The sequence below is a fragment of the Nanhaiella sioensis genome, assembly GCF_046557775.1.
GTDB lineage: Bacteria > Bacillota > Bacilli > Bacillales > SM2101 > Nanhaiella > Nanhaiella sioensis.
On sequence record NZ_JBKAEG010000001.1, the window covers coordinates 45,342 to 67,812 of the forward strand.

At 34.3% G+C, this 22,471-nt stretch carries 20 protein-coding genes; 4 read left to right on the forward strand and 16 right to left on the reverse strand.

Annotated elements, in window-relative coordinates; genetic code table 11:
* Positions 1-1,004: 1,004 nt before the first annotated feature.
* From V1503_RS00240 to V1503_RS00275, 8 genes are all read right to left on the reverse strand, one after another.
* Positions 1,005-1,985: a quinone oxidoreductase family protein gene (locus V1503_RS00240; RefSeq protein ID WP_410623900.1), complete on the reverse strand. Its 981-nt coding sequence runs from the start codon at positions 1,983-1,985 to the stop codon at positions 1,005-1,007.
* Between the two features lie 17 nt (positions 1,986-2,002).
* Positions 2,003-2,782 carry an enoyl-CoA hydratase/isomerase family protein gene (locus V1503_RS00245; RefSeq protein ID WP_410623902.1) on the reverse strand — a complete coding sequence of 260 codons (780 nt, stop codon included), beginning with the start codon at positions 2,780-2,782 and terminating at the stop codon, positions 2,003-2,005.
* Positions 2,783-2,816: 34 nt separating this feature from the next.
* Complete coding sequence (locus tag V1503_RS00250; RefSeq protein WP_320257288.1) at positions 2,817-3,596, reverse strand: SDR family NAD(P)-dependent oxidoreductase; 780 nt, start codon at positions 3,594-3,596, stop codon at positions 2,817-2,819.
* A 243-nt stretch (positions 3,597-3,839) separates the two neighbouring features.
* Positions 3,840-4,619 (reverse strand): enoyl-CoA hydratase, encoded by a 780-nt coding sequence (locus V1503_RS00255; RefSeq protein WP_214482336.1) that lies wholly within the window; start codon positions 4,617-4,619, stop codon positions 3,840-3,842.
* Positions 4,619-5,503: a 3-hydroxyacyl-CoA dehydrogenase family protein gene (locus V1503_RS00260; RefSeq protein WP_410623905.1), complete on the reverse strand. Its 885-nt coding sequence runs from the start codon at positions 5,501-5,503 to the stop codon at positions 4,619-4,621. Before V1503_RS00260 ends, V1503_RS00255 begins: the two co-directional genes overlap by 1 nt.
* Positions 5,504-5,579: 76 nt before the next feature.
* Positions 5,580-6,146: a TetR/AcrR family transcriptional regulator gene (locus V1503_RS00265; protein WP_410623907.1), complete on the reverse strand. Its 567-nt coding sequence runs from the start codon at positions 6,144-6,146 to the stop codon at positions 5,580-5,582.
* A 457-nt stretch (positions 6,147-6,603) separates the two neighbouring features.
* Positions 6,604-8,214, reverse strand: a complete 1,611-nt coding sequence (locus V1503_RS00270; protein WP_410623909.1) for a long-chain-fatty-acid--CoA ligase — start codon at positions 8,212-8,214, stop codon at positions 6,604-6,606.
* 570 nt (positions 8,215-8,784) lie between these two features.
* Positions 8,785-9,240 carry an SRPBCC family protein gene (locus V1503_RS00275; RefSeq protein WP_410623911.1) on the reverse strand — a complete coding sequence of 152 codons (456 nt, stop codon included), beginning with the start codon at positions 9,238-9,240 and terminating at the stop codon, positions 8,785-8,787.
* 511 nt (positions 9,241-9,751) lie between these two features.
* On the opposite strand from V1503_RS00275, the gene V1503_RS00280 reads away from it, so the two are divergent.
* Complete coding sequence (locus V1503_RS00280; protein WP_410623913.1) at positions 9,752-10,147, forward strand: RDD family protein; 396 nt, start codon at positions 9,752-9,754, stop codon at positions 10,145-10,147.
* A gap of 348 nt (positions 10,148-10,495) precedes the next feature.
* Here the strand turns inward: V1503_RS00280 and V1503_RS00285 are convergent, their stop codons facing one another.
* The 3 genes from V1503_RS00285 to V1503_RS00295 form a co-directional block, all read right to left on the reverse strand.
* Positions 10,496-11,074 (reverse strand): DUF6944 family repetitive protein, encoded by a 579-nt coding sequence (locus V1503_RS00285; RefSeq protein WP_410623915.1) that lies wholly within the window; start codon positions 11,072-11,074, stop codon positions 10,496-10,498.
* A 281-nt stretch (positions 11,075-11,355) separates the two neighbouring features.
* Positions 11,356-12,693 carry an esterase/lipase family protein gene (locus V1503_RS00290; RefSeq protein ID WP_410623917.1) on the reverse strand — a complete coding sequence of 446 codons (1,338 nt, stop codon included), beginning with the start codon at positions 12,691-12,693 and terminating at the stop codon, positions 11,356-11,358.
* Positions 12,694-13,019: 326 nt separating this feature from the next.
* Entirely contained in the window at positions 13,020-14,411 is a 1,392-nt protein-coding gene (locus V1503_RS00295; RefSeq protein ID WP_410623919.1) for a hypothetical protein, read from the reverse strand.
* Between the two features lie 284 nt (positions 14,412-14,695).
* On the opposite strand from V1503_RS00295, the gene V1503_RS00300 reads away from it, so the two are divergent.
* Both V1503_RS00300 and V1503_RS00305 read left to right on the forward strand, forming a co-directional pair.
* Positions 14,696-15,082 carry a TroA family protein gene (locus tag V1503_RS00300; RefSeq protein ID WP_410623921.1) on the forward strand — a complete coding sequence of 129 codons (387 nt, stop codon included), beginning with the start codon at positions 14,696-14,698 and terminating at the stop codon, positions 15,080-15,082.
* On the forward strand, positions 15,069-15,590 hold the full coding sequence (locus V1503_RS00305; RefSeq protein ID WP_410623923.1) for an ABC transporter substrate-binding protein: 522 nt from the start codon (positions 15,069-15,071) through the stop codon (positions 15,588-15,590). Before V1503_RS00300 ends, V1503_RS00305 begins: the two co-directional genes overlap by 14 nt.
* Positions 15,591-15,624: 34 nt before the next feature.
* Here V1503_RS00305 and V1503_RS00310 read toward each other — a convergent pair whose 3' ends face one another.
* The 4 genes from V1503_RS00310 to V1503_RS00325 all read right to left on the reverse strand — a co-directional run bounded on the left by V1503_RS00310 (position 15,625) and on the right by V1503_RS00325 (position 18,664).
* Entirely contained in the window at positions 15,625-15,849 is a 225-nt protein-coding gene (locus tag V1503_RS00310) for a hypothetical protein (protein ID WP_214482326.1), read from the reverse strand.
* Between the two features lie 613 nt (positions 15,850-16,462).
* Positions 16,463-16,630 carry a hypothetical protein gene (locus V1503_RS00315; protein ID WP_214482325.1) on the reverse strand — a complete coding sequence of 56 codons (168 nt, stop codon included), beginning with the start codon at positions 16,628-16,630 and terminating at the stop codon, positions 16,463-16,465.
* 50 nt (positions 16,631-16,680) lie between these two features.
* On the reverse strand, positions 16,681-17,313 hold the full coding sequence (gene purN / locus V1503_RS00320) for a phosphoribosylglycinamide formyltransferase (protein WP_410623926.1): 633 nt from the start codon (positions 17,311-17,313) through the stop codon (positions 16,681-16,683).
* Between the two features lie 628 nt (positions 17,314-17,941).
* Complete coding sequence (locus V1503_RS00325; protein WP_410623928.1) at positions 17,942-18,664, reverse strand: AAA family ATPase; 723 nt, start codon at positions 18,662-18,664, stop codon at positions 17,942-17,944.
* A 412-nt stretch (positions 18,665-19,076) separates the two neighbouring features.
* Here V1503_RS00325 and V1503_RS00330 point away from each other — a divergent pair, with 412 nt between their 5' ends.
* Entirely contained in the window at positions 19,077-20,519 is a 1,443-nt protein-coding gene (locus V1503_RS00330) for a flavin monoamine oxidase family protein (RefSeq protein WP_410623930.1), read from the forward strand.
* Between the two features lie 331 nt (positions 20,520-20,850).
* Here V1503_RS00330 and V1503_RS00335 read toward each other — a convergent pair whose 3' ends face one another.
* Positions 20,851-22,431, reverse strand: coding sequence for an FAD-dependent oxidoreductase (locus V1503_RS00335; RefSeq protein ID WP_410623932.1), 1,581 nt, complete (start codon positions 22,429-22,431; stop codon positions 20,851-20,853).
* Between the last annotated feature and the right edge of the window lie 40 nt (positions 22,432-22,471).

Below are 22,471 nucleotides of genomic sequence, written 5' to 3' on the forward strand. Positions count from 1 at the left end.
TGATATCATACCGTAAATCATAAATTTAATTTTTTAGTAGAATGTGATTACTGTGGATATTTTAATGGTATCTATAGAGATACAAAGGATAAACTGTTTCCAATGACCTTTAGGATTTTGAAACAAATGACCTTTGGGTATTACTTTGGTAGTTTTAGCGATAAAAAGACATTGTAAAGTAGTTCAACCAATTTCAACAGCCGTAGAAACAAGCAGAGAAAGTTCGAGGAGCAACAAGAAGGTTATTTAGCAGTTCCGATAAGAAGCTTTTGTACTGACTGATTTATGACTGTGAAGAAAAATGATTCCTTTCAATTTACGTTGTTAGTGAATCCTTTTCCATTAGCAACACATTGATAATTCACTATAACTAACCAAGCGGTTTTATATCCAAGTACTTACTATGCTATGTTTATCATTCTAAAAATGCATGTTTTCACATGCCAAATATAAGTTTCTTAGGTATTTTAATCATTTTTCTATTTTCTTGTCATTTTCCTACACAAGTTATAACCATTAGCATAAAATATTCTATCTTACTATATAGTATGATTTACCCTTTTAGGAGAACAATTGGCTTTTTGTAAAGATCATCGTTGGAATTTACTATTTTGACATCCAGTAATAAAAAGCTACTGTTATGATAATAAGCTTAACAACAAAATATGGATTATATAATCAACCCCAAATACAGGAAAGCATCCTGTAACCGAGAAACAGCTGAATTGCTATTACACTAATAATCTTCCTTCTTATAAAGTTTAACAGAGTGGTCGGAGCCACTCTGTTTTTTATTTTGACTCTATTCATAAACTTCGTTGCGATCGTTTCAAAACTAGAATATAAAACTGTCGTTTACTCAGCATTCACCATTTTTTAGAAGAAAAGATACCACTACATCCAGTTGTTTTCGTGTTTATTAATTAGTACAAAAAACACTAACCTATGCAAATATAGTCTTTATTTAAATTAACTACTACTTTCCCACATTAACGCATTGTGGGTCAGATCCCCGGCACTAAAACAATTTTTCCAGTTGTTTTTCTTGCTTGTAATAGTGTATGAACGTTTGCTGCTTCTGCTAATGGGTATACGCCTCCAACTGTTAATTTTAATTGACCTGTCTGTACATATTGAAGTAATTCTAATAAGCTAGATTGGAGGAACTGTGGTTTACGCATAATTTGTGGTAAAAAGAAACCAATAACCGATTGGTTACGTCTCATTAACTCTGCTGGTTGCATTGTGCTCATTTCTCCACTAGCTACACCATATATGACAAGTCTACCGAATGGTGCTAAACAACGGACTGTTTTATTAAAAATATCTCCACCAGCCATTTCAAGTGCTACATCTACACCTTTACCTTCTGTCGCTTTCTTTACTTCTTTATCCCAGCCGTCTACAGTGTAGTTTAAAGTTACGTCAGCTCCCATCTCTTGGGCGAGTGCTAACTTCTCATCAGTACTAGCTGTTGCTATTACTTTACCTGCACCAAATAACTTAGCGAGCTGAACGGCAAGTAAACCGACTCCACCAGCAGCCGCATGAACAAGGACTGTTTCACCTTCTTCAAGGCGCCCCATTGTTTTTAAAATATGATAGGCACTTAATCCTTGTATCGGCAAAATAACAGCATGGTTATAATCAACCCCATCAGGTATCGGTATGACTGATCTTTCATCGACCATCGCAAACTCTGCATATCCACCTGATTCCATGATAGTCACAACTTTCGAACCTATACTAACAGAAGTAACATCTTCTCCAACTGCAACTACAATACCAGCAACCTCGCCTCCTAAAACATACGGTAATGTTGTCTCAACTACATACTGTCCTTCTCTTCTCGCTGTATCAGCATAATTTACTCCGATGGCTTTTACTTCAATTAATACTTCATTGCCTTTAGGCATTGGTTTATTCAAATCAACATATTGTAAAACTTCTGGTCCACCAAATTTATCTATCTGTACTGCTTTCATAGTCATATTCCCCTTTTCTATTTACCTTTAAATTGTGGCTTTCTTTTTTCTTTAAATGCGCTAACACCTTCTAAATGGTCTTCAGTATGAATCATCAACGTTTGTGTAATTCGTTCTTGCTCCAAAATATCATCTAATGATGACTCGTAAGATCGATCAATGATTTTCTTCATCATTCCATAAGCTTTACTTGGACCATGGGCAAGCTTCATCGCTAGCTTTGTCGTTTCAGATTCAAGGCTTTCAAGTGGAACAACTCGATTTAATATACCTAGTTCTTTAGCTTGGTCAGTAGAAACTGTTTCTCCACTAAAGAATAATTCTTTAGCACGATATGGCCCTACTAACCTTGGAAAGAAATAGGACCCTCCTCCGTCTGAAATTAGTCCTACTTGTGAAAAACTAAAGACAAATTTACTGTTGTCAGCTGCTATAATAAGATCACAAGCCAATGCTAAATTAAACCCTGCGCCCGCTGCAAAACCATGTACAGCTGCAATAATTGGTTTAGGTAAATCTTTCATAAGCTTTATACATTCATTTAGCTTACCAATATGATCGTAAATTTGTTGTGACGAAGCTACGCCCATGGATTTTACATCTCCACCTGCACTAAATGCTCTACCTGCCCCTCTAATGACCACAGCTCGAATATCATCATTGTCTCTAGCTATTTTCATTGCCTCTGATAAACCTAGTATCATATGTGAACTAAACGGATTAAGGCTTTCTGGCCGATTCAACGTTAGAACCATAATAGGACCTTCGATATTAACAATTAGGTGCTCATTTTGCATTTCTATCAACCTCCCTTATTACTAGTTTCGCAGCTTATGATATAAGCCAGCCACCATCTACAACGATATCTGATCCGGTCATATATGAAGCTTCAGATGATGCCATGAAAGCTATTACATTGGCTATTTCTTCTGCTTCGCCTACCCTACCCATAGCTGTGCTTCTCTCAATCGTTTTCATAAACCGTTCACTTTCAAGACTTATTTCAGTCATGGGTGTGTTAATAAAGCCAGGTGATACGGAGTTCACACGGATTCCAAATTGTGCAAGTTCATGAGCAAGTGTTTTAGATAAATTTACCACCGCTGCTTTTGCAGCACTGTAATGAGGTAAAGTTGGCGCAGCTTTATGGCCTGATAATGAAGCGACATTGACAATTGTTCTGTCTTTGCGCTTTCCTTCATCCTTTTCACTACTTTCCGCCATCAGTTGTCCTAAATATTTAGAAACGAGAAACACACTTTTTAAATTTGTTTCTTGAACAAAATCCCAGTCTTCTGTTGATGTATTAAATAATCTAGAAACGGGGGATGCTCCTGCGTTATTTATTAAAATATCTAAGTGACCATAGTTTTTTTGTACAAAAACAGCTAACTCTGTGATACGTTCTTCATTTGTTACATCTGCCACGAAATATTGAACAGCATTTCTATTGACCTCTTCATTAATTTGTTTTGATACTGTTTCTAATTTAGATTGAGTCCTTCCTACTATTAGAACATCAGCGCCCTCTTTTGCTATTCTATGAGCTGCTGCCTCACCTATTCCACTACCTCCACCGGTGATCACTACGACTGTGTCAGAAAATCTCATACATATTCACTCCTTTTTTATTTTGGCTCTTTTCGAATAGATTGTTGCTGTTGTAATCTGATTAATACTATAAAAAACGGTATTATATTGTTAGTCGCTGCATAGAAAAATAGATGCCATGATTCTAGTTGAGTACGTGTTTACTTCTCAATACGAAAATCCAAGCGAAAACAGCATTTATTTTACTTAAAGTTTTAAATAATCAAAATATTTTAAGTTCATGTTTGTAACAATACCTATCAGTTATTTATGTGTAAATATTGGTTTGCGTTTTTCTAAGAATGCTTTTACACCTTCTTTTATATCCGCAGTTTGAAACACTTCTTCAAATAATTCTGCTTCCCTTTTAAGACCGGCTTCAACCGTTAATTGGCCACCTTCTTGTATGGCTTGTTTACTGCGTGATATTGCAGCAAGGGAATATTGACAAATGGTCATTGCCATCTCCTGCGCAGCTAATAAGCCCTTCCCACTTGCCACTACTTTATTTACAAGGCCAATACGCCAAGCTTCTTCCGCATAAATAGGTTCCCCAGTGAAGATCATTTCCTTTGCTCTAGCTTCCCCTATCAATCTAGGGAGTCGTTGAGTACCTCCTCCACCTGGAAAAAGACCTAGCTTTATTTCTGGCAATCCTATTTGCACGTGATTTTCAGCAATTCTAATATCACATGCTAATGCTAACTCACAACCTCCACCAAATGTTATCCCATTAAGAACAGCAATCGTAGGCTTGCTAAATGTATCGATATAGTTCAGCACGTGATGGCTTTCTAAAAATTTGCTTTTTAATCCAGTTTTCCCTATTAAACTAGGAAACTCACGTATATCTGCGCCAGCCATAAATGCTTTTGAACCAGCACCAGTCAAAATAACAGCAACCACTTCAGTATCATCTTCAAGCAATAAAAATGTTTCTAATAATTCTTTACTTACTGAGCTACTCATAACGTTTAACGGTGGGTTATTAATGGTTACTATCGCTGCACCATTTACTTTTTCGTATTCCACATTAGGCTCCATTATTGCTTCACCTTTTTGCTTGAATAATCATAAAAGCCTTTTCCCGTTTTTCTTCCTAACAAACCTGCCTTTACCCTTTCTTCAATAAAAGCTGGTGGTTTATCTTTTGGATTACCAGTTTCAGCGAAGCGCTGCTGCATAACATAATAACCTACATCTAATCCCGATAAATCCATTAATTCAAACGGTCCAATCGGATGTTTCAACGCTTGCTTTACAATCAAGTCGATGTCTTTATAATCAGCGATTCCTTCTTCATATAAATACATCGCTTCTTTTTGAAGAGCAATGAGAATTCTATTTGCAACAAACCCTGAAATTTCTTTACGTAGTAGAATTCCTTTACGGTTAATTTTTTCGCAAACATCTAAAGTAATTTGTGCAGTTTCTTCTGAAGTTTGCTCACTCATTACTACTTCAACACAATCCATCACAAGAGGCGGGAAAAAGAAATGCATATTACAAACCTTCTCAGGACGATTTGTTGCATCTGCGATAAGTGAGTTGACGATCGTCGAACTGTTCGTTGCTAAAACAGCATGTGCTGGCGCATACTCATCTAACTTTTTAAATACCTCGCGCTTTATTTCAAGTTTTTCTACAATTGCTTCAATAACAAAGTCAGCTTTCGAACTTGCCTCTTCTAAACTTTCAGTAAATGACAACCTTTTAAGGGCTGCTTCTTTTTGATCCTCAGCTATTTTACCTTTCATTACCCATGTTTCCATAATCGACTCAAGACCTGTCTTAGCTTTTGTTAATGATTGTGAACTCACATCTTGAATTATTGTTGAAAATCCACCTAATGCGCATAGCATTCCTATTTGATGTCCCATTTGTCCAGAGCCGACTACACAAATATTCTTAATATCTTGAATATTCATAACACACCCTCCTTTATACTAACTAGTTAGTATGTAGATCTTATTCAAACCCTAGCAAAACTAGAGTAGACTTAACTTATTCTTTTTGTATTCCTCGTAAAATCATATCAATATATATTTCTGCAACATCATGATCAGATTTTGTCCCTGCTGGATCAAACCATTGATACGTCCAGTTTGTTACACCTAATATACCAAAAGTAATGATGTCTATTTCAAGGTCCTTACGAAACTCTTCCTTCGCGACACCATCAGCAAGTAGTTGCTCGATATTCAGTCTGAATTTGTCACGTTTCGCTAGAATTTTTTGAAGATGTTCATTAGTTAAATTTCTTAGCTCTCGTAAGAACACTCGTGCACTTGGCCCTTGTTCTTTTATATCCGTAATAAGCAATAATACAACATCCTTCAGCTTTTCCTTACAGCTTTTTTTATTATCTACTAAAATTTCAAGTTGATGTTGTAGCAGATCGTCGATGTAATGTAGATGAATATCCATTAATAGTTTTTCCTTACTTGAAAAATAATAATAGAACGTTCCTTTTGTTACTCCTAAAGCATCAACAATATCTTGTATAGAAGTCTCAGTAAATCCTTTTTTCTCAAACAGAAGGATGCTCTGCTCTTTAATACGTTGTTTCAAAGTTATATCCTCACATTCTATATTTTTTAATGGAATTATAACACAAAATATCACCTCAAATTTCTATATTAGTTAAATCTAGGTTTGCTTGATATTGATTCATTAGGCTACTTTCGCAATGTTTATTGCTTTTATAATTAAGTTATAAGCATGTATACAACAGTGTTCTTAACATCTTTATACTTATTAATTATTAAGTTCCTATAAAACTCATCACACAAACCATAATTATAAAAAAACAACTTTACGAAAGAGCATTTCATTTATATAGTGTGTACACGACTAACCCTAATGGCATTTTAGAATTCTGTTGTTATAATATCGGAAAAACCGTATATACAACAAACTCTTTTAGCGGTGTTTCTATGATAAAAAAAGAACGGAAACATATCGTTAGACAATATGTATCTTAATCAATATGCTCCCTGTTCGTCTTGAATCATCTTTCAAAAAGATTTTACGTAACATTATTCTCCCGCAAAGCACGCCTTAATATTTTTCCAACCGTCGTTTTCGGTAATTCAGCCTTGAACTCTATAATTGTTGGTACTTTGTATGAAGCCATATGGTCTTTGCAATAGTTAATAATATCTTGTTCATTCGTTTGTTCCCCTTGCTTAAGAACGATAAATGCTTTTACTGTTTCACCCCTATATGCATCCTGTACTCCAACCACTACAGCTTCTTGTATAGAAGGGTGTTCATAGAGAACCTCCTCTATATCACGCGGATAAATATTGAAACCGCTTGCAATAATCATGTCTTTTTTTCGATCAACGATATACAAGTATCCATCCTCATCCATTCGAGCAATGTCCCCTGTATATAACCAACCATCACGGAGAGTGTGCATCGTTTCATCAGTCATGTTCCAATATCCTTTCATGATCTGAGGTCCTGAAACGATCAGTTCACCAACTTCCCCTACTGGTACCTCTAGATTGCCTTCTGCAATGTCAACGATTTTAAAATCAGTTGAAGGGTATGGAATCCCAACACTTCCTGTTTTTCGCTCAGCGAATAATGGATTAGAATGTGTAACTGGACCTGATTCAGACATGCCGAAGCCTTCAACTATTTTAGAGCCAGTTTTTTCTTCAAATGCTTTTAGTACTTCCACTGGCATTGGTGCTCCCCCACTATTACAAACCTTAATACAATCAATTCCGTAGTCAGTGGCATTAGGATGATTTAAAATAGCAATAAACATTGTCGGAACTCCTGGGAAAATCGTTGGTTTTTCAGCTTTTATCGTATGCAATACTTCCTCAACATCAAATCTCGGTAGAAGGACCATTGAAGCAGCATTAAATATTGAGAAATTCATACATGCCGACATACCAAAAACATGAAAAAATGGTAGAACTATTAAACAACGCTCTTTACCCTTTTCTACATCATTTTTGAAAAACTCTTGTGCTTGCACATTATTTGCTATTAAATTACGGTGTGTTAGCATAGCTCCTTTTGGTCTACCAGTCGTTCCACCTGTATACTGTAGGACAGCTATATCATGTTCAGGATCTGTGTCAACTGGACTTACAATTCCGTTTCCAACTTTCATAAACTCATAGAAGGATATGTCTGGTTTATATGTTTGATCGTTTGGTTGTAGACTAACAACTATAATATTTTTTAATCCTGTATTTTGTTGAATCGCTTTCACTCGAGGGTATAACATATCTAGGACAACAACAGTTTGCGCCCCAGAATCTGCTAAAATATATTGCAATTCTCGCTCTACCAGCATTGGATTAATTTGTGTTACGATTGCTCCTGCAGCCAACACCCCATAAAATGAAATGACATATTGAGGACAATTTGGTAGCATAATTGCAACTCGATCACCTTTATTAATTCCTGACTGTTGTATTGATGATGCAAAAGCTTGAACAGACATATTTAATTCTTTATATGACATCTTTTGTTGGTAGAATAAAATAGCATCATTTTGTGGGTATTCCTCTGAAGTATTTTGTAAGATTTGTGGTAATGTTGTGTTAGGAATTTCAACATCTGTTGAGATATCATCTGGATAATGGTTTAACCAAACATGCTTATCAGTCACGAAACAACCCCCAAGTTATTATTTTTTCTAAGTTAACCCTCAGATGTAAGACAATTTATTCTCACGTATCTAACAACTTACTTTTATGAAAAATAATTTTGATAGGGTATTTGCAGCATTCCATCCATAAACGAAAGATAATATATTGTTTTGTTGAATTTCTGTTTTTACAATTTATGCGTAGCTTTCAATATTCATGATAGATTCACAATTATAATACTATCACCTCCAATTCGATAACGATTGATAAATGTCTAGTCATTTGTCATGTAAACTCATACAAGACTTAAAAAAATATTCTATAATGACTATGTTATTAATTATCATATTTTCACCCATGCCATAGACATGTAATCAACCAGCCTTCTCGTATGAAATAATTGGTAATTTGTATAAAAAACTAACAACTCACTGTACTAATTAGTTAAGTAACAGCAAAGTTGAGGAAGTCTAGTTGATGGATTGTATGAAAGTTTTAGACACTTCACATATGTTTAGATTCTTTCAGTTATACAGAGAAGAATGTCCTTTAACGAATTCAAGTTTACTTAAAGGATTCCAAATTGAAAATTAAGATGGCTTTTCAAGCTCTTGTTTAAGCTTCAACATACCCTCTTCTGCTCGATTTTTAATTATTATTTTTGCTATTGGCATAAAGAAAACATTGGCTAACCTCGAATGGTTTCTACTCTCCATTTTCCAAGTAACAAGGGTACTATCTATTGTCTTAGCCGAAAAAGTAACTGTCATTCTTTCCATCAAAGGTGGAAAATCACCATCAGTTACGAACTTTGAATTATGTGTTGATTCAATGACAGTGATTGGTATTGATTTTTTTATATTGAAAGGTAGTTTCGTTTGCTCAGTATATTTTTTACCTATTTCGCCGTGAGCTAGCGTATTATTAGAGGTCATTTCTATTACATTAGGAAACCATTTGCCGAAATTTTCCATATTAATTACATAATTATATACATCTTCTATTGGTCTGTTAATTTCTGCTTGTTTTTCTGCTAGGAATATCAACATAACGCCCCCTCATTTTTGTCCTATGTATATTTGAACTAACCGGTTGGTATGTTTGATAATTCTATCATATTATGTAAATCATAGATACGCAAGTATTTTCACTGAATATTTATACAATCTTATATTAAACTATGTAACATACACATAAGTCTGAATTAGCAAATAAACACGTACAAAACGACCGTTCGGATCATCTCTTCTCCTGTAACATGATAACTAGCATTTAAAGCCACTTCTTATAGTACAAAATTCGTAATAATAGCAATAATATTTACGAAAATAACCTTTAATTATGTGTCTTAAACTATAAGTGTATTTTTGAGATTCTCCCTAAATGTATATTTGCCTTATGGCATAGGTGTGGAGAGACGATGATTAAAAGATAAAGAAGGTAATAGCAGTATGTTAACATTCGAATATTAAATTTCCTCCCCTTATACACAAAGCTGTTATAACTGTAATATGCTATAAAGATGCTGTGACTGTAATTATATTGGGGTGAAGTTAAATGTCCGAAAACTCAGCAGGCTTTAGTGTACGTCTTGCCGCATTATTCTTTGATTGGTTACTTATTGGTTTACCCATTACTTTTATCGCTTATTACATTTTCAATGAACAAAGTTTCCTACTAAACGAATTTGAAGTAATCTACGGAACCTTACTTCCTGTTTTTTGGAAGGGATACACAATCGGAAAAAAAATAGTAGGTATTCGAATTGTTAAAATAGATGGCACCAATGTTCACCTCGGGACTATGGTTTTGCGTGTCATAGTTGCAGGTATCGTATATGGTTTAACACTTGGTATAGGCATTATTGTCAGTATATTTATGGTTCTGTTACGTGAAGATAATCGCTCAATACATGATTTTGTTGCAAACACATACGTGACTTATGATAATTAGCTTATAAGTCACGTATGTGTTTGAACATCGTGGATCAAAAGAATAGACTACATTTACTGCATGGCTCTATTGAGGAACTTGACTACTAAAGACAATTATTGCAATTTTTAAAACCTGGATTTTAGTTATACTGTTTACTGCTTTAGCACTAATTGTTATTTTTTTAGTAAGGGAAAACACGTATAGAACTAAAATTCGGTCAATCATTTCAATATTCACCAGATATTTAAATTTATGAGCAATAAAGCAACCAAATACGAAAATAGTCAAAGAAGCTTTTATGAAAATTATCCATATTTTAAACAACCTCAATCGCACTGTGAAAAATAAGCTAGCTATATAAAGAAATTAACGATTATTGTTTAACGTTTTAGTAAGTGCAATCGCTGTAATAGATGCTCCAATAGCTTGAAGCCAACTACCTAAACTTGACAAAATTCTTCCCATTTTCTCTTTGCCATTTATTATGTAAAGAATACCAATTGCTAACAGAGCCGCACCGAAAGATTGAATGCTATTTCCTAGAGCCAACAGATCTGATGACCTAAAAACAGCACCCACTGCGCCGAATGAAGCCCCGAGTGATTGTACACTATTACCAATCACTCCAATTTGCAAACCTTCATCTTCATTTTGTGCCTCCATCATTGCAGCACCTACAGCACTTGCAGCAGACCCTCCTGCTAGTAACCAATTCCCAAAAATAATCAAATCATTACCTTTGTTATTTTCAGCTAGTTGTTGTTTTTCTCTTCCTATAGCTCTAAAAGAGTTCCCTACAGCTTTTAAAGAATTTCCTAGCACAATAAGTTGGTCATTAACGGCTTGTTCATCAACCCGTCCAGATTGCCCAATTGCAGCTATAACACTCCCAACAACTTGAATCCACGCACCAAGAACTTCTAATTCTTTCCCCTCAGTCACCACCCGCCTTGCACCACCGTTCTAAAAACATTGATACATTCATTGTATTCAAGTGATATAAATTGTTATGGAGCAAGGCCTACACCGATCGTATAATTTTTTCAATACGTTTCCTATTATTTATTTTGTTACAAATTCAACATAATTAATAGCTAGATGGTCCATCGTTTCACAGACCCAAAGGAACCTTAAGCCTTATTTTATAGGATGATCAACAATCAAGGACATCCTTGGTTAATTAATAAAAGTCTAATTGCTCACGGCTTGGGGATTGGGCATTCTTATTATTGTAAGGAGCCTAACAAATCAGCAACAGAACGATACCAACTACGTACGTCATATAAGCCAATACCAACAATATCAATATGATCTGTCGAATTGAATTCACCCAAATAATTCCATACCCCTTTTTCAGGTAACCCTTCGTAAAATACTATCTCGTCTGTTGATCCTAATGTTGGTCCATCCATTGAATTTGTATTGACTACACCATCATTTTTCCACCAGTCACTATTAATAGTAATACTACCGTTTTCTGTATATTTTCCAAGAAAATCACTGAGAATGTATAATATTGGGTTCATAAATAATTCAGGTTTATGATTTCCTGACCATATAGATGGGTAAGTTTGTTCCGTGGAAACTGAAAAATAATATGTACTAGGTTGTGCTGATACCCAGCTATTTATTTCACGTGCACCTTCTGGGCTGGCATCCCATTCTGCAGTATCTTTCGTATCGTTCCAAATAGAACTGTTATATACACGATTAGCATAGCTTTCAAATGTTTCCCCTTCTCTTCTTTTTAGTCCCCATTGATCTAGCTTAAAGTCATATAGAATATTGTCAGTTTTTCCTGTTAAACTTGCTGCTAAAGCTATTATCTCCTTTGTCATTGGAAAAAAACTGTCTACTAATCTTGTAGCTGTAGATCCATCATGCGGAGAAGATATAGTAAACACACTACTAACCATTGAAGAAGTCTCTTTCTTAAAAAGAGATGATATGTCGTTTGAATCTGATACAGCTAATTCATTTTCGTCCCCATGTTCCAGCAGCTGTGTTAATAAACGAATCGTTGGACCGCCTAAACTATGACCAACTAAATGTATTTTATTAACCTCTCCAGTAGTGGAATTCACCTCTCCCCATTCAGGATAAAAACCACTATATGTTCTACCGTAACGATCATGACCGTGCTCAAGTGAATGTACCTCACCGTAATCAACTGTTCCTCCTTTGATTTGGGCAAACAACTCACAGGCTCTATCCCAGTTGCTTGAAAATGGTCCAACTGCTGCACTGTATGTCTCATAACCATAGGAATTTAAATCTTTTTCAATATCCGTTAATCCACCCCAATATCGAAAACCTAATAACTCATCACGTCCCCACCCTACTAATCCATGAACTAGTACAATTGGGTAATGATTAATCCTAGCTAAGCTTTTCTCACTTGGTAATAGATTCTGAGGAAATGGTTGTGGGTCAGTTAATTGATCACTAAGAGTTGTAAAATTACTATTCTTGAATGAGGAAATCTGCTCAGCGCCAACATTGTAAGGGCTTACAAAAAGAACGACACTAATAACAAATAAAACAATCATTCTAAATATTTTCATCGCACACCTCTATTGTTTGAATTTTTTTAAAATTTAACATCTTTGAAATTTATAGTCAATATTTATATTAAATATTTCCTTTATAGAATCGATAGTTCTAGTTGTTCTTTTAATACTTGTAGTCCTATACAACTATCAATATTTTATATTTTTACATTAATGTTATATTTTAACTGTTTGCATTATGTATATAATGTTATGTTTGTCCAATTTATACTAGAATTGTAGATATTGATGTAACAAGTCAAACATTATTTTCGAACTAGTAGTTGTTATGTAAGACTAGAATTGTTAAATACTAGTCTAAGATATCATTAATTACAAATTTATATTTTCCTATACTGGTCTAACTTGAATGTGATAGGTCCAATGACTTGTGCTTGTGTATTAGCTTCAATGTTTTCAACTGTTAGTATATATGATACTTTACCTAGCGTCGGTTTTGTATCTACATGAGTAAAGCTATCTATCGCAAAATCATTACCACCCTCATCTAGTTCACTTTTAGCACTGAAGATAAGATTAGAAGCAACGATAGAATTCCTATACACCTTATATAACAAATCAGGATTACCTCCACCATCTGAAACTTTTGCTCCAACGGTAGCATTTATTACGATCATATCGCTCGGTCTTATTTTTTCAAAAGATGAACGTGCTAATTCCAGTGGGTCCATACCTATGTCCATCATAATACTCTCAGATACATTTGTTGGTAATACGAACTGATTCACATCTACTAGCTCTATATTGGAAGCTAGGTTACATGTGCATTTACCACTTTGCTCTGTTCTAATTTGTTGAATCACAAAAGATAGTGGTCCTACTACAGAAGCTTCGTCATTAAAAGATGTTTCAACCTCAACAGTTAGGATGTATTTTACCTTTCCTAATGTTGGTTTAAGATCTACATGAATGAAGCTATCAATACTAAACTCATCTTGAAATGTTTCATCTATTTCCGTTCTTGAACTAAAAATGAGATTAGCATTATTAACCGAATTTCGAAATATTTTATACAACAATATTGGACTTTGCATAAGCGCTTCTGTACCTACGGTAGTCTTCAAGAGAACAATATCATTTGGTCTTATTTGATCTAAAGATAACTCTGCCAGCCTTAAAAACATTGGTCCTACAGGAATCATCCCATCTTTGAAGCTTCCAGACTCGTTCGGTGATAAAACTATGTGATTTAAATCTACAACTGTCTGTTTAACAGCTTGAGTACACATGCATTTGCTTTTTAGTTCTGCTCTAATTTGCTCTATAACGAAAGTAATAGGACCAACTACAAAAACCTGTTCTTGGCTTTGTTCTATAAGCTCAACGGTAAGGATATACTTCACATTGCCCAATGACGGATTTATATCCACATGAAAAAAGCTATCAATGCTAAAATCATTCTGATTATCATCTAATTCAACTCTACCACTAAATATAATATTGGCTTCACTAATCACATTTCTATAAACTTTATAAATTATATCTGTGTCTCCACTTCCCTCTTCTACTCTAGAACCAACAGTTGCATGAATAGATACTTTGTCTGTCATTCTTACATCTTTTAGCTGCAGCTCTGCTAATTGGAGAAATTGTGGTGACAAAGGGATCTCTTTCTCAACACTGCCAGATGTATTCGGATTTAATGTAAATTGTTTTGTTTTAATTAAAGTCTCTTCAACGTTTTGTAGACACTTACATACTTGTTTTCTCATTTTATTCCCCCCATTTATGTCATAATGTATTCTATGACTCTAAGGTGCTCTTTGGTATGGGGATTATTCTTATAAATAGTGATAAAATAAAGTATAATAATACACAAATTCTGTTGAGATGTAGTCCTCATCAACTAGAACTTGTTACATATTATCCTAATAGAATTTATTAATCTCTTGTCGAAAAAAAATTGCTATTTTAAATAATGCTTAAATTCAGCATTAATTGCCTAAATACGATAAAGTTTACTAATCAATAGTAGTATTTTGAAAGGAAGATATTTATGAAAGTTGTATCCTGTGTTCCAGCAGCAACCCATATGATTAATAGTTTAGGCTTAGATCAGTTTTTAAGCGGGGTTACGTTTGAGTGCCCATCTTCTAAACCAAAAGTAGTTAGATCAGTACTAGAAGATAACCAATTGACCTCTTCAGAAATTAATGAAACTGTCTCTGAATATATGGAAGAACAAAAATCGCTCTATTATATAGATCAAGAATTACTTGAACAAATTGAACCCGACATCATGTTCACTCAACACGTTTGTGACGTTTGCCAAATCGGAACATCCTATGTAGAAAAGGCTATATACCAATTATCGAAGCAGCCAAAAATTGTACCGCTTATTCCAAAAAATCTTAACGATATTTTTGACAATGTCAGTTGCTAAGAAGCTGGGTTCTGAACAAAAAGGAATAGATGCAGTTAAAGGTTATAAGGATAGGCTTAATCAAATTCAAAGAAAATTGATGGAAAGTAACAGAAGAAATAGTCAAGTTTTTTTCATGGAATGGATAAATCCAATTTATAACTCGGGTCATTGGATTCCAGATTTATTACACCTAGCTGGGGGAGATGATATTTTTGCAAAGAATGAAGGGCACTCTAACCCCATAAAGTGGGAGGACCTAAAACAATATGATCCCGAAATAATAATTATTTCACCGTGCGGATATGATCGGAAAAAGGCCGTTGAAGAAGTAAAACAACTCCAACAACTAGATGGTTGGAAACAGCTGAGAGCTGTAAATAACAATAATGTTTACCTAGTTGACCCAAATCTATTTACACAACCTAGCATCGGTGTAATAGATGGTGTAGAGCTTTTGGCAGCTCTTTTTCATTCAGACATAATCTCAATGCCTAAACATCTTACAAGAAAATATATTAAGATATAAATAGTTGGGGTTTATCCCCCAACTGTTCGCCACATTAAATCACTGGGGGTCTGACCCCCTCTTGCTGTATTTCCGCCTTTTCTTCTTTTTTAGGGTCTAAATGAAACGGATTTTTATTATTTTGATTCAGTTTATCGACTTCCATACTCACTCCAATTGAGGCACCAGAGTTGGTCGTTGTATCATTTAGAATTCCATCTTGGCTAGTAGGGTTTGTATGATATGAATGTTCCTCAAAACTCATTCCTTTTTTAGGCATGGACCCACCTCCTTTACGTATATCATTTGTGTTCTAGGCAAATCTATACAAAATAATATATAAAGGAAGCAAGTTAAAAAGACATTCGTTTCCAATCGTTAAAAAACAAATCTTTTCGTAAATTCTGTTCATATGTATACAAATTTACCACAGTAAAAAAGAAGATTAATATCATATTATAGAAGCAAAGATTTCTGGAATGATCATCGGATAAAGGAGTATTCATATTTCGAAAAGCAACATTAATGCGCAAACAGCTATAAATCAAATAGGATACTCAAAAACTGAGCATAAAACCTTATTATATTCAAAAAATAGGGGATCATATATTTATATTGAAGTAACAATACTTTCAAAGCTACAATTACTGTTTGTTGACTCTCATTGGGGACAACTTATGGATCTTTACAATTGAATGGTAATTTTATAGTAGGAAATAAATTTAAATGCATCCATAACTTACTTTTATATATATATTGACACTAACTATCTACAACTTTTTCGAGAGGAATAACTGTAGCACTTACTCTTAATTCAGTATGATAACGTATTGATATCGATATTTTTTTCTATTTAATGAAAGGAAGGATATTTAAGTACTAGAAAAATCTCGCTATTCATTGAGTCTTTCATATTCTAGCTTTTTGTTTAGTTCACTTAACAATTTATTTTGCTCCTCTTGCTTTTCAATGATTGTCATTAAGTGCTTTTGAACATTACCCATAAAAGATAAGACAGTAAATATAATAACTAGCCATAGTACATATATTACTATTTCCACAATATTCACTTCTCCTTTCTTAAATCCTGTACGATACGATTTAGTTCGGATTAAGGTAATTTTATGTTGCCAAAGTGAATGCTTTGTATGACCTCCGGAAGAAATTGTTTTTCACAATGAAAAACTCTCTTAGCCAAGCTATGGACAGAATCGTGTTTTAACACATCAACTTTACGTTGTGCTAATATTTTTCCCTTATCATAAACTTCGTCGATGATATGAACAGTCACCCCTGTAACCGTTTCTCTAGCCTCTAATACCACTTTATGAACGTTATTCCCATACATACCCTTTCCACCGTATTTCGGTAATAGAGATGGATGAATATTAATAATTCTTCCTGAAAAAGCTTCTAATGTTTTTGGACCTATTTTTTTAAAATACCCACTTAAAATGACAAGGTCTACACCGTGCTTCACCAAGGTATCTCTAATATGTAAATCCAGCTTTGTTGAGTCGTTAATAGTATTGTTGCTAATGTGATATGACGGAACCCCTTCTCTCCTTCCAAATTTCAAAGCTTCTGAGTTACTATTATTACTTATTACAACACTCGCATTTGCTGATAAGCTCCCCACTTTAATCGCTTCTACAATCGATTTCATATTACTACCACCGTGAGAAGCTAAAAACCCTACCTGTAATAACTTCTTTTCTACCTTCGGCTCTTGATTAATTTGCATGTTAGATACACCCCATATAGAAACTTCACTTAATTTCATAACGAACTTACAATGATGAGATTGACTATATCATTCCACTGTTAGTTTACCAGCAATATCCTAGTATTAACAGGGTATTTTTACCTTTATTGGTATATTTATAGAAATAACATGTTGTTTTTTGTAAAGGGTGTTTTGGCATCAATTATTGTTTTTCTTATTGAGATTTAAACAGCTACACTACTTGAGTTCGTGGCATTTACACTTTTCTAAAAAGGTGACCAAGGTATATAACCATATGTTTCAGTTCAACTTTGCTAACCGCAGCAACAAAATTTACGATAAAAGCTTATGTAAATAATAAGTGCTTTGAACATAAATGCTATTTATCGGTTTTAAATAAATATTTATATACACTTTTAATATTGCTTCATTAAGTTTCAACAAGTACTTTTTGATAATAACCAACTTCAAAAACACTTGATCCGTTGTCTAAAGCTTCTTGTTAAAACACTAGTTCATTAATAAAAGAAAGATACGATATTGGTGATGGAATCAGGTGAAATGCGATATTCGTGTCATGATAAATTAGCGTATTTATTATTTGCAGTTTTTAGACCATCCAATAGATGTACCCCTTTATTAGCTATTAATCAAACAATTCCTTAAAATAAAACTCTCGATTTTCTATATATCTTCTCGTAATTTGATAATGGCTCGTTTGTTCATAATCAATTGTGCTTATTGGTGAAGTATCAAAAGAAAGAATTTGTGCATTTGGGAATCCCAATAATATCGGAGAATGTGTTGCAATGATAAATTGAGAATATTCTTGTAGTTCATGAATTATACTTAATAATGATAGCTGCCGTGTAGGAGATAAAGCTGCTTCAGGTTCATCTAACAAATAGATCCCTTTACGATCAAACCGATTTGTAAATAGAGTAAGAAATGATTCACCATGAGACTGTTCGTGTAATGATTTCCCCCCATATCCCTGATAATGATAAGCTCTATCCTCTCTTGCTAATTGATCTAAGTAACTTGCAAAATGATAAAAGCTTTCTGCTCTTAAAAAAAATCCATCAGTCATTTTCGGAAGCCAAGAAAGACGAATGTATTTACTTAAATGTGACTGCGATGCATCTACCTCATATATATTATTCCTACTCCCACCTGCAGTATGAAAATCACATTTATCAGCAATTGCTTCAAGCAAAGTTGATTTTCCTGACCCATTTTCACCGACAAAAAAAGTGACATTACTCTCAAAACGGATTTGTTCCATTGATCGAAATGCTTGTATGTTAAGGGGATAGTTAGCTTTTTCTCCATTTTTTTCTTTTAAGAAAGTTAATTCTCTTAGATACATGATATTCTCCCTTTTAATTATTCCATTATATATGTGAGAGTTCATTTTACCATAGTCAGCAGTATCAAATGAACAGAGACAAGGCTTCAAGATACATAAACCTAGTAACAATAGGAAGGTACACATTGATGTTGGCACACTATTGTTCATTTAACTATTTTTTATTAAGAAAGAATTTGTTGCGCTAAGAGGTGCTTTTACACATTTGTACATTGTTGCATCCTATTCAATAAAATACCGCTGTTTTCCAATTGATTGTTATTTATAGTTCTAAGAAATAAACGCACACTTACTTCTCTACCCTTTCAAAGGTGACTAGTGTGGCAAACTTTCTCTTCAAATAAGAAACAGAGGCAGCAAAGCTTACGAAAGAACTCTAAATAAAACACTAAGGAGAGAGGGATGCGAATAAATGAAACCCAAATTATCTGACGATCAAATGCTTCATATTATATCAGCTGGATTAAAAAAATCACATATACCTAAACACATTATTATTATCGGAGCAGGGTTAGCAGGGCTTGTTGCAGCATCATTATTAAAAAATGCAGGACATAAAGTGACCATTTTAGAAGGAAATGATAGAGTTGGAGGTCGTGTACATACGTTACGTTCCCCATTTAGTAGTTCTCAATATTTTAATACTGGTTCTATGCGGATTCCTGAAAATCATCGATTTGTCTTAAGCTATATTAACAAGTTTAAATTGCCTACAAATCTATTTATAAATCAAACCCCGTTGGACAAAATTTATATAAATGGGACCCATACTACCTTGAGTACGGTTAAGTGTAACCCACATATTTTAAACTATCCTTTGGATGAAACTGAAAGTGGTAAAACTGTAGTAGAACTGTTGCTTTCAGCCCTTCAACCAATTGTCAATTTTATTCAGCAAAATCCAGAGAAAAATTGGAAAATAGCAGAAAAAAAATACCGAAAATATTCATTTGGTTTCCTCCTACAATCTTATTTTTCATATGGTGCAATTGATATGATTGATACCATGCTTGATTTAAAAGCATTTTCTGGCGTATCTTTAATCGAAGTATTACGAAAAATGAGTTTCTTCACCGCAAACATACGTTATTATGAGATAACTGGTGGAATGGATTATTTACCACGAGCATTTCTGACACAATTAAAAAGCGATATTCTATTTAATCAAAAAATGATAAAAATCATTAATAGAAAATTTAACGTAGGTATTGAAACTCTTCATCAAAAAAATTTAACGCTAAGCACTTTTACAGGTCATCTTGCAATCGTGACTGTACCCTTTTCAACCTTACGCTTTGTGAAGGTTGAACCTTATGATTCCTTATCCTATGAAAAAAGAAAAGCCATTCGGCAACTTAACTATATGCCTTCAACAAAAATCGCTATTGAGTTTAAAAGTCGATTTTGGGAATATGCAGCTCAATATGGAGGTAAGTCGATTACAGATTTACCAATACGCTTTTCGTATTACCCCAGTTATGGTATTGGAACGAAAGGGAATGCAGTTGTTTTAGCGAGTTATACATGGGCGGATGAGGCATTACTATGGGATAGCTTAAGTGAAGAAGAACGGATTCAATATGCTTTAATAGATTTAGCAAAAATATATGGGCAACAGGTTTTCCTTGAATTCGTTTCTGGATCTTCCTTTAGCTGGAGCCAGAATCCATATTCTTCAGGAGCTTTTACAGCATTTGATCCTGGCCAAGAATATTCATTGGCACCCTCTATCCCTACACCCGAAGGAAAAGTACACTTTGCTGGTGAACATACGACCCAAACTGTCGGTTGGATGCAAGGAGCAATTGAATCTGGAATTCGGGTCGCACACGAAGTGAATGATTTACCTAAATAGTTACAACAATCCTTCTAGCATAAGCTCTATTTTTACTCCCTCATTTAATCGTTTTGATATAATATGAATATTCTAAAGAAGTTTTCCTTTCATTGATCTGCTTACATAATTACAGGTTATTACCGTCTTTCAAGTGGACTGATTTCACAGTTATTGTTACTTTTCTTAATGAGAGCTGGACACAAATATAACTAACATTCATCATATCTTTTCCACTCTAAAGTCTATAAAGTCATATAATACATACTCAAATACAAGTCCTATGAAAAGAGCCTTAGATTAAGCGCAATAAATCGATAGCCACGATTGCATAATGCACTGCATGTCAAAATTAATAACCAGAATCCTCTGATGTGAGATTGTCAATCATCTTATAATCATACTTTTGTAGCGGTTTTTCAGCTGGTCCTTCAATGACCTCACCAGTATATGAGAATCTCGAGCCATGACATGGGCAATCCCATGAACGCTCCCCATCGTTCCATTCAACTTCACAACCGATATGTGTACAAGTTGTATCTATAATATGTAGCTTACCTGTATCATCTTTATAAGCTCCCTTTCTATGTCCGTCGACTGTAATGACAGCCCCTTCCCCTGTAGATAAATCACTAGCATCTTTAGATAAGATTTCAAGTTTACCTTTAATTAAATGACCTGCAACATTCGCATTATCAACTAAGAAGTTTTTCAAGCTAGGATTTAAATGAAATCTAGATGGGCCAAACATATGCTCATCGACTCTTATTTTCTTCAAGAGTATATCTTTAAATAACAAAGCTGCAACTGTTCCATTTGTCATGCCCCATTTTCTATAACCTGTTGCAATCATAATATTTGGCTGACTTAAAGTTACAGCTCCAATGTATGGAATATTGTCTAATGTATATAAATCTTGTGCAGACCAACGGTAAGCGATGCTTTCTATGTCGAAAACATCATTCCCAAACTTCTCCAAGGCATTGAAATGTGCTAACGTGCTTTTTCCTTCGCCCGTTTTATGCCCTTCTCCACCAATTAGAATCATTTCCTCCCCAGCTATAGTTGCCGAACGAAGTGAACGTATTGGTTGATCAGCACTAATATACATGCCTCCAGGGTATGCATCTTTAGCTTTTACAGCTATGATATACGAGCGTTCAGCATGTAATCTCGTAGAATACAAACCAGCACCTTCGTAAAACGGGAAATGCGAACATGACAAAATATAGTTTCCTGTTATACTAGCCCCTTCCCGAGTAAGAACTGATGGTTTATCCCCTGTCTTAATATTGACAGCAGTAGTGTTTTCAAAAATAAGTCCACCCTTTTCGATGATAACTTGTACTAGATGAGTTAAATATTTCACAGGATGAAATTGTGCTTGGTTCTTCATGACAAGCCCATTTTTAATTGTTATATTAAAAGGTATATTATCAACTAATCCACCCTCAATGCCAATTTTTTCATATGCTAGCGCCTCTTTCTCAAGTTTGCGTCTATATTCTTCAGTTGTAGCGTATATGTATGAATCTTGCTCACAAAAATCACAATCGATTTTGTTTTCTTCTACTGTTTCTTTAATAAAAGCTAAAGCATCTTTGTTCTTTTCATAATATAATTTAGCTTTATTCATCCCTATGTCCATACTATGTATAAACTTATCGTATATTAAACTGTGTTGTGCAGTAATTTTTGCTGTTGTATGCCCAGTGGTACCAGTAAATAATTTATCTGCTTCTAAAATAGCTACTTTAAAGCCTTCATTCACTAATAGGTAAGCTGATGTAATTCCTGTTATACCACCACCTACGATAACAACATCAACTTCTGTATGTTCATCTAATGTTGGAAAATCCTCCATATCATTAAAGTTCATCCATAATGACTTTGAAGACTTAGGAAGTTTTGTGTTTTCATCATTGTAAGTCAATTTGAATCCTCCTACTACTATTTTTAATATTAGGTTTACC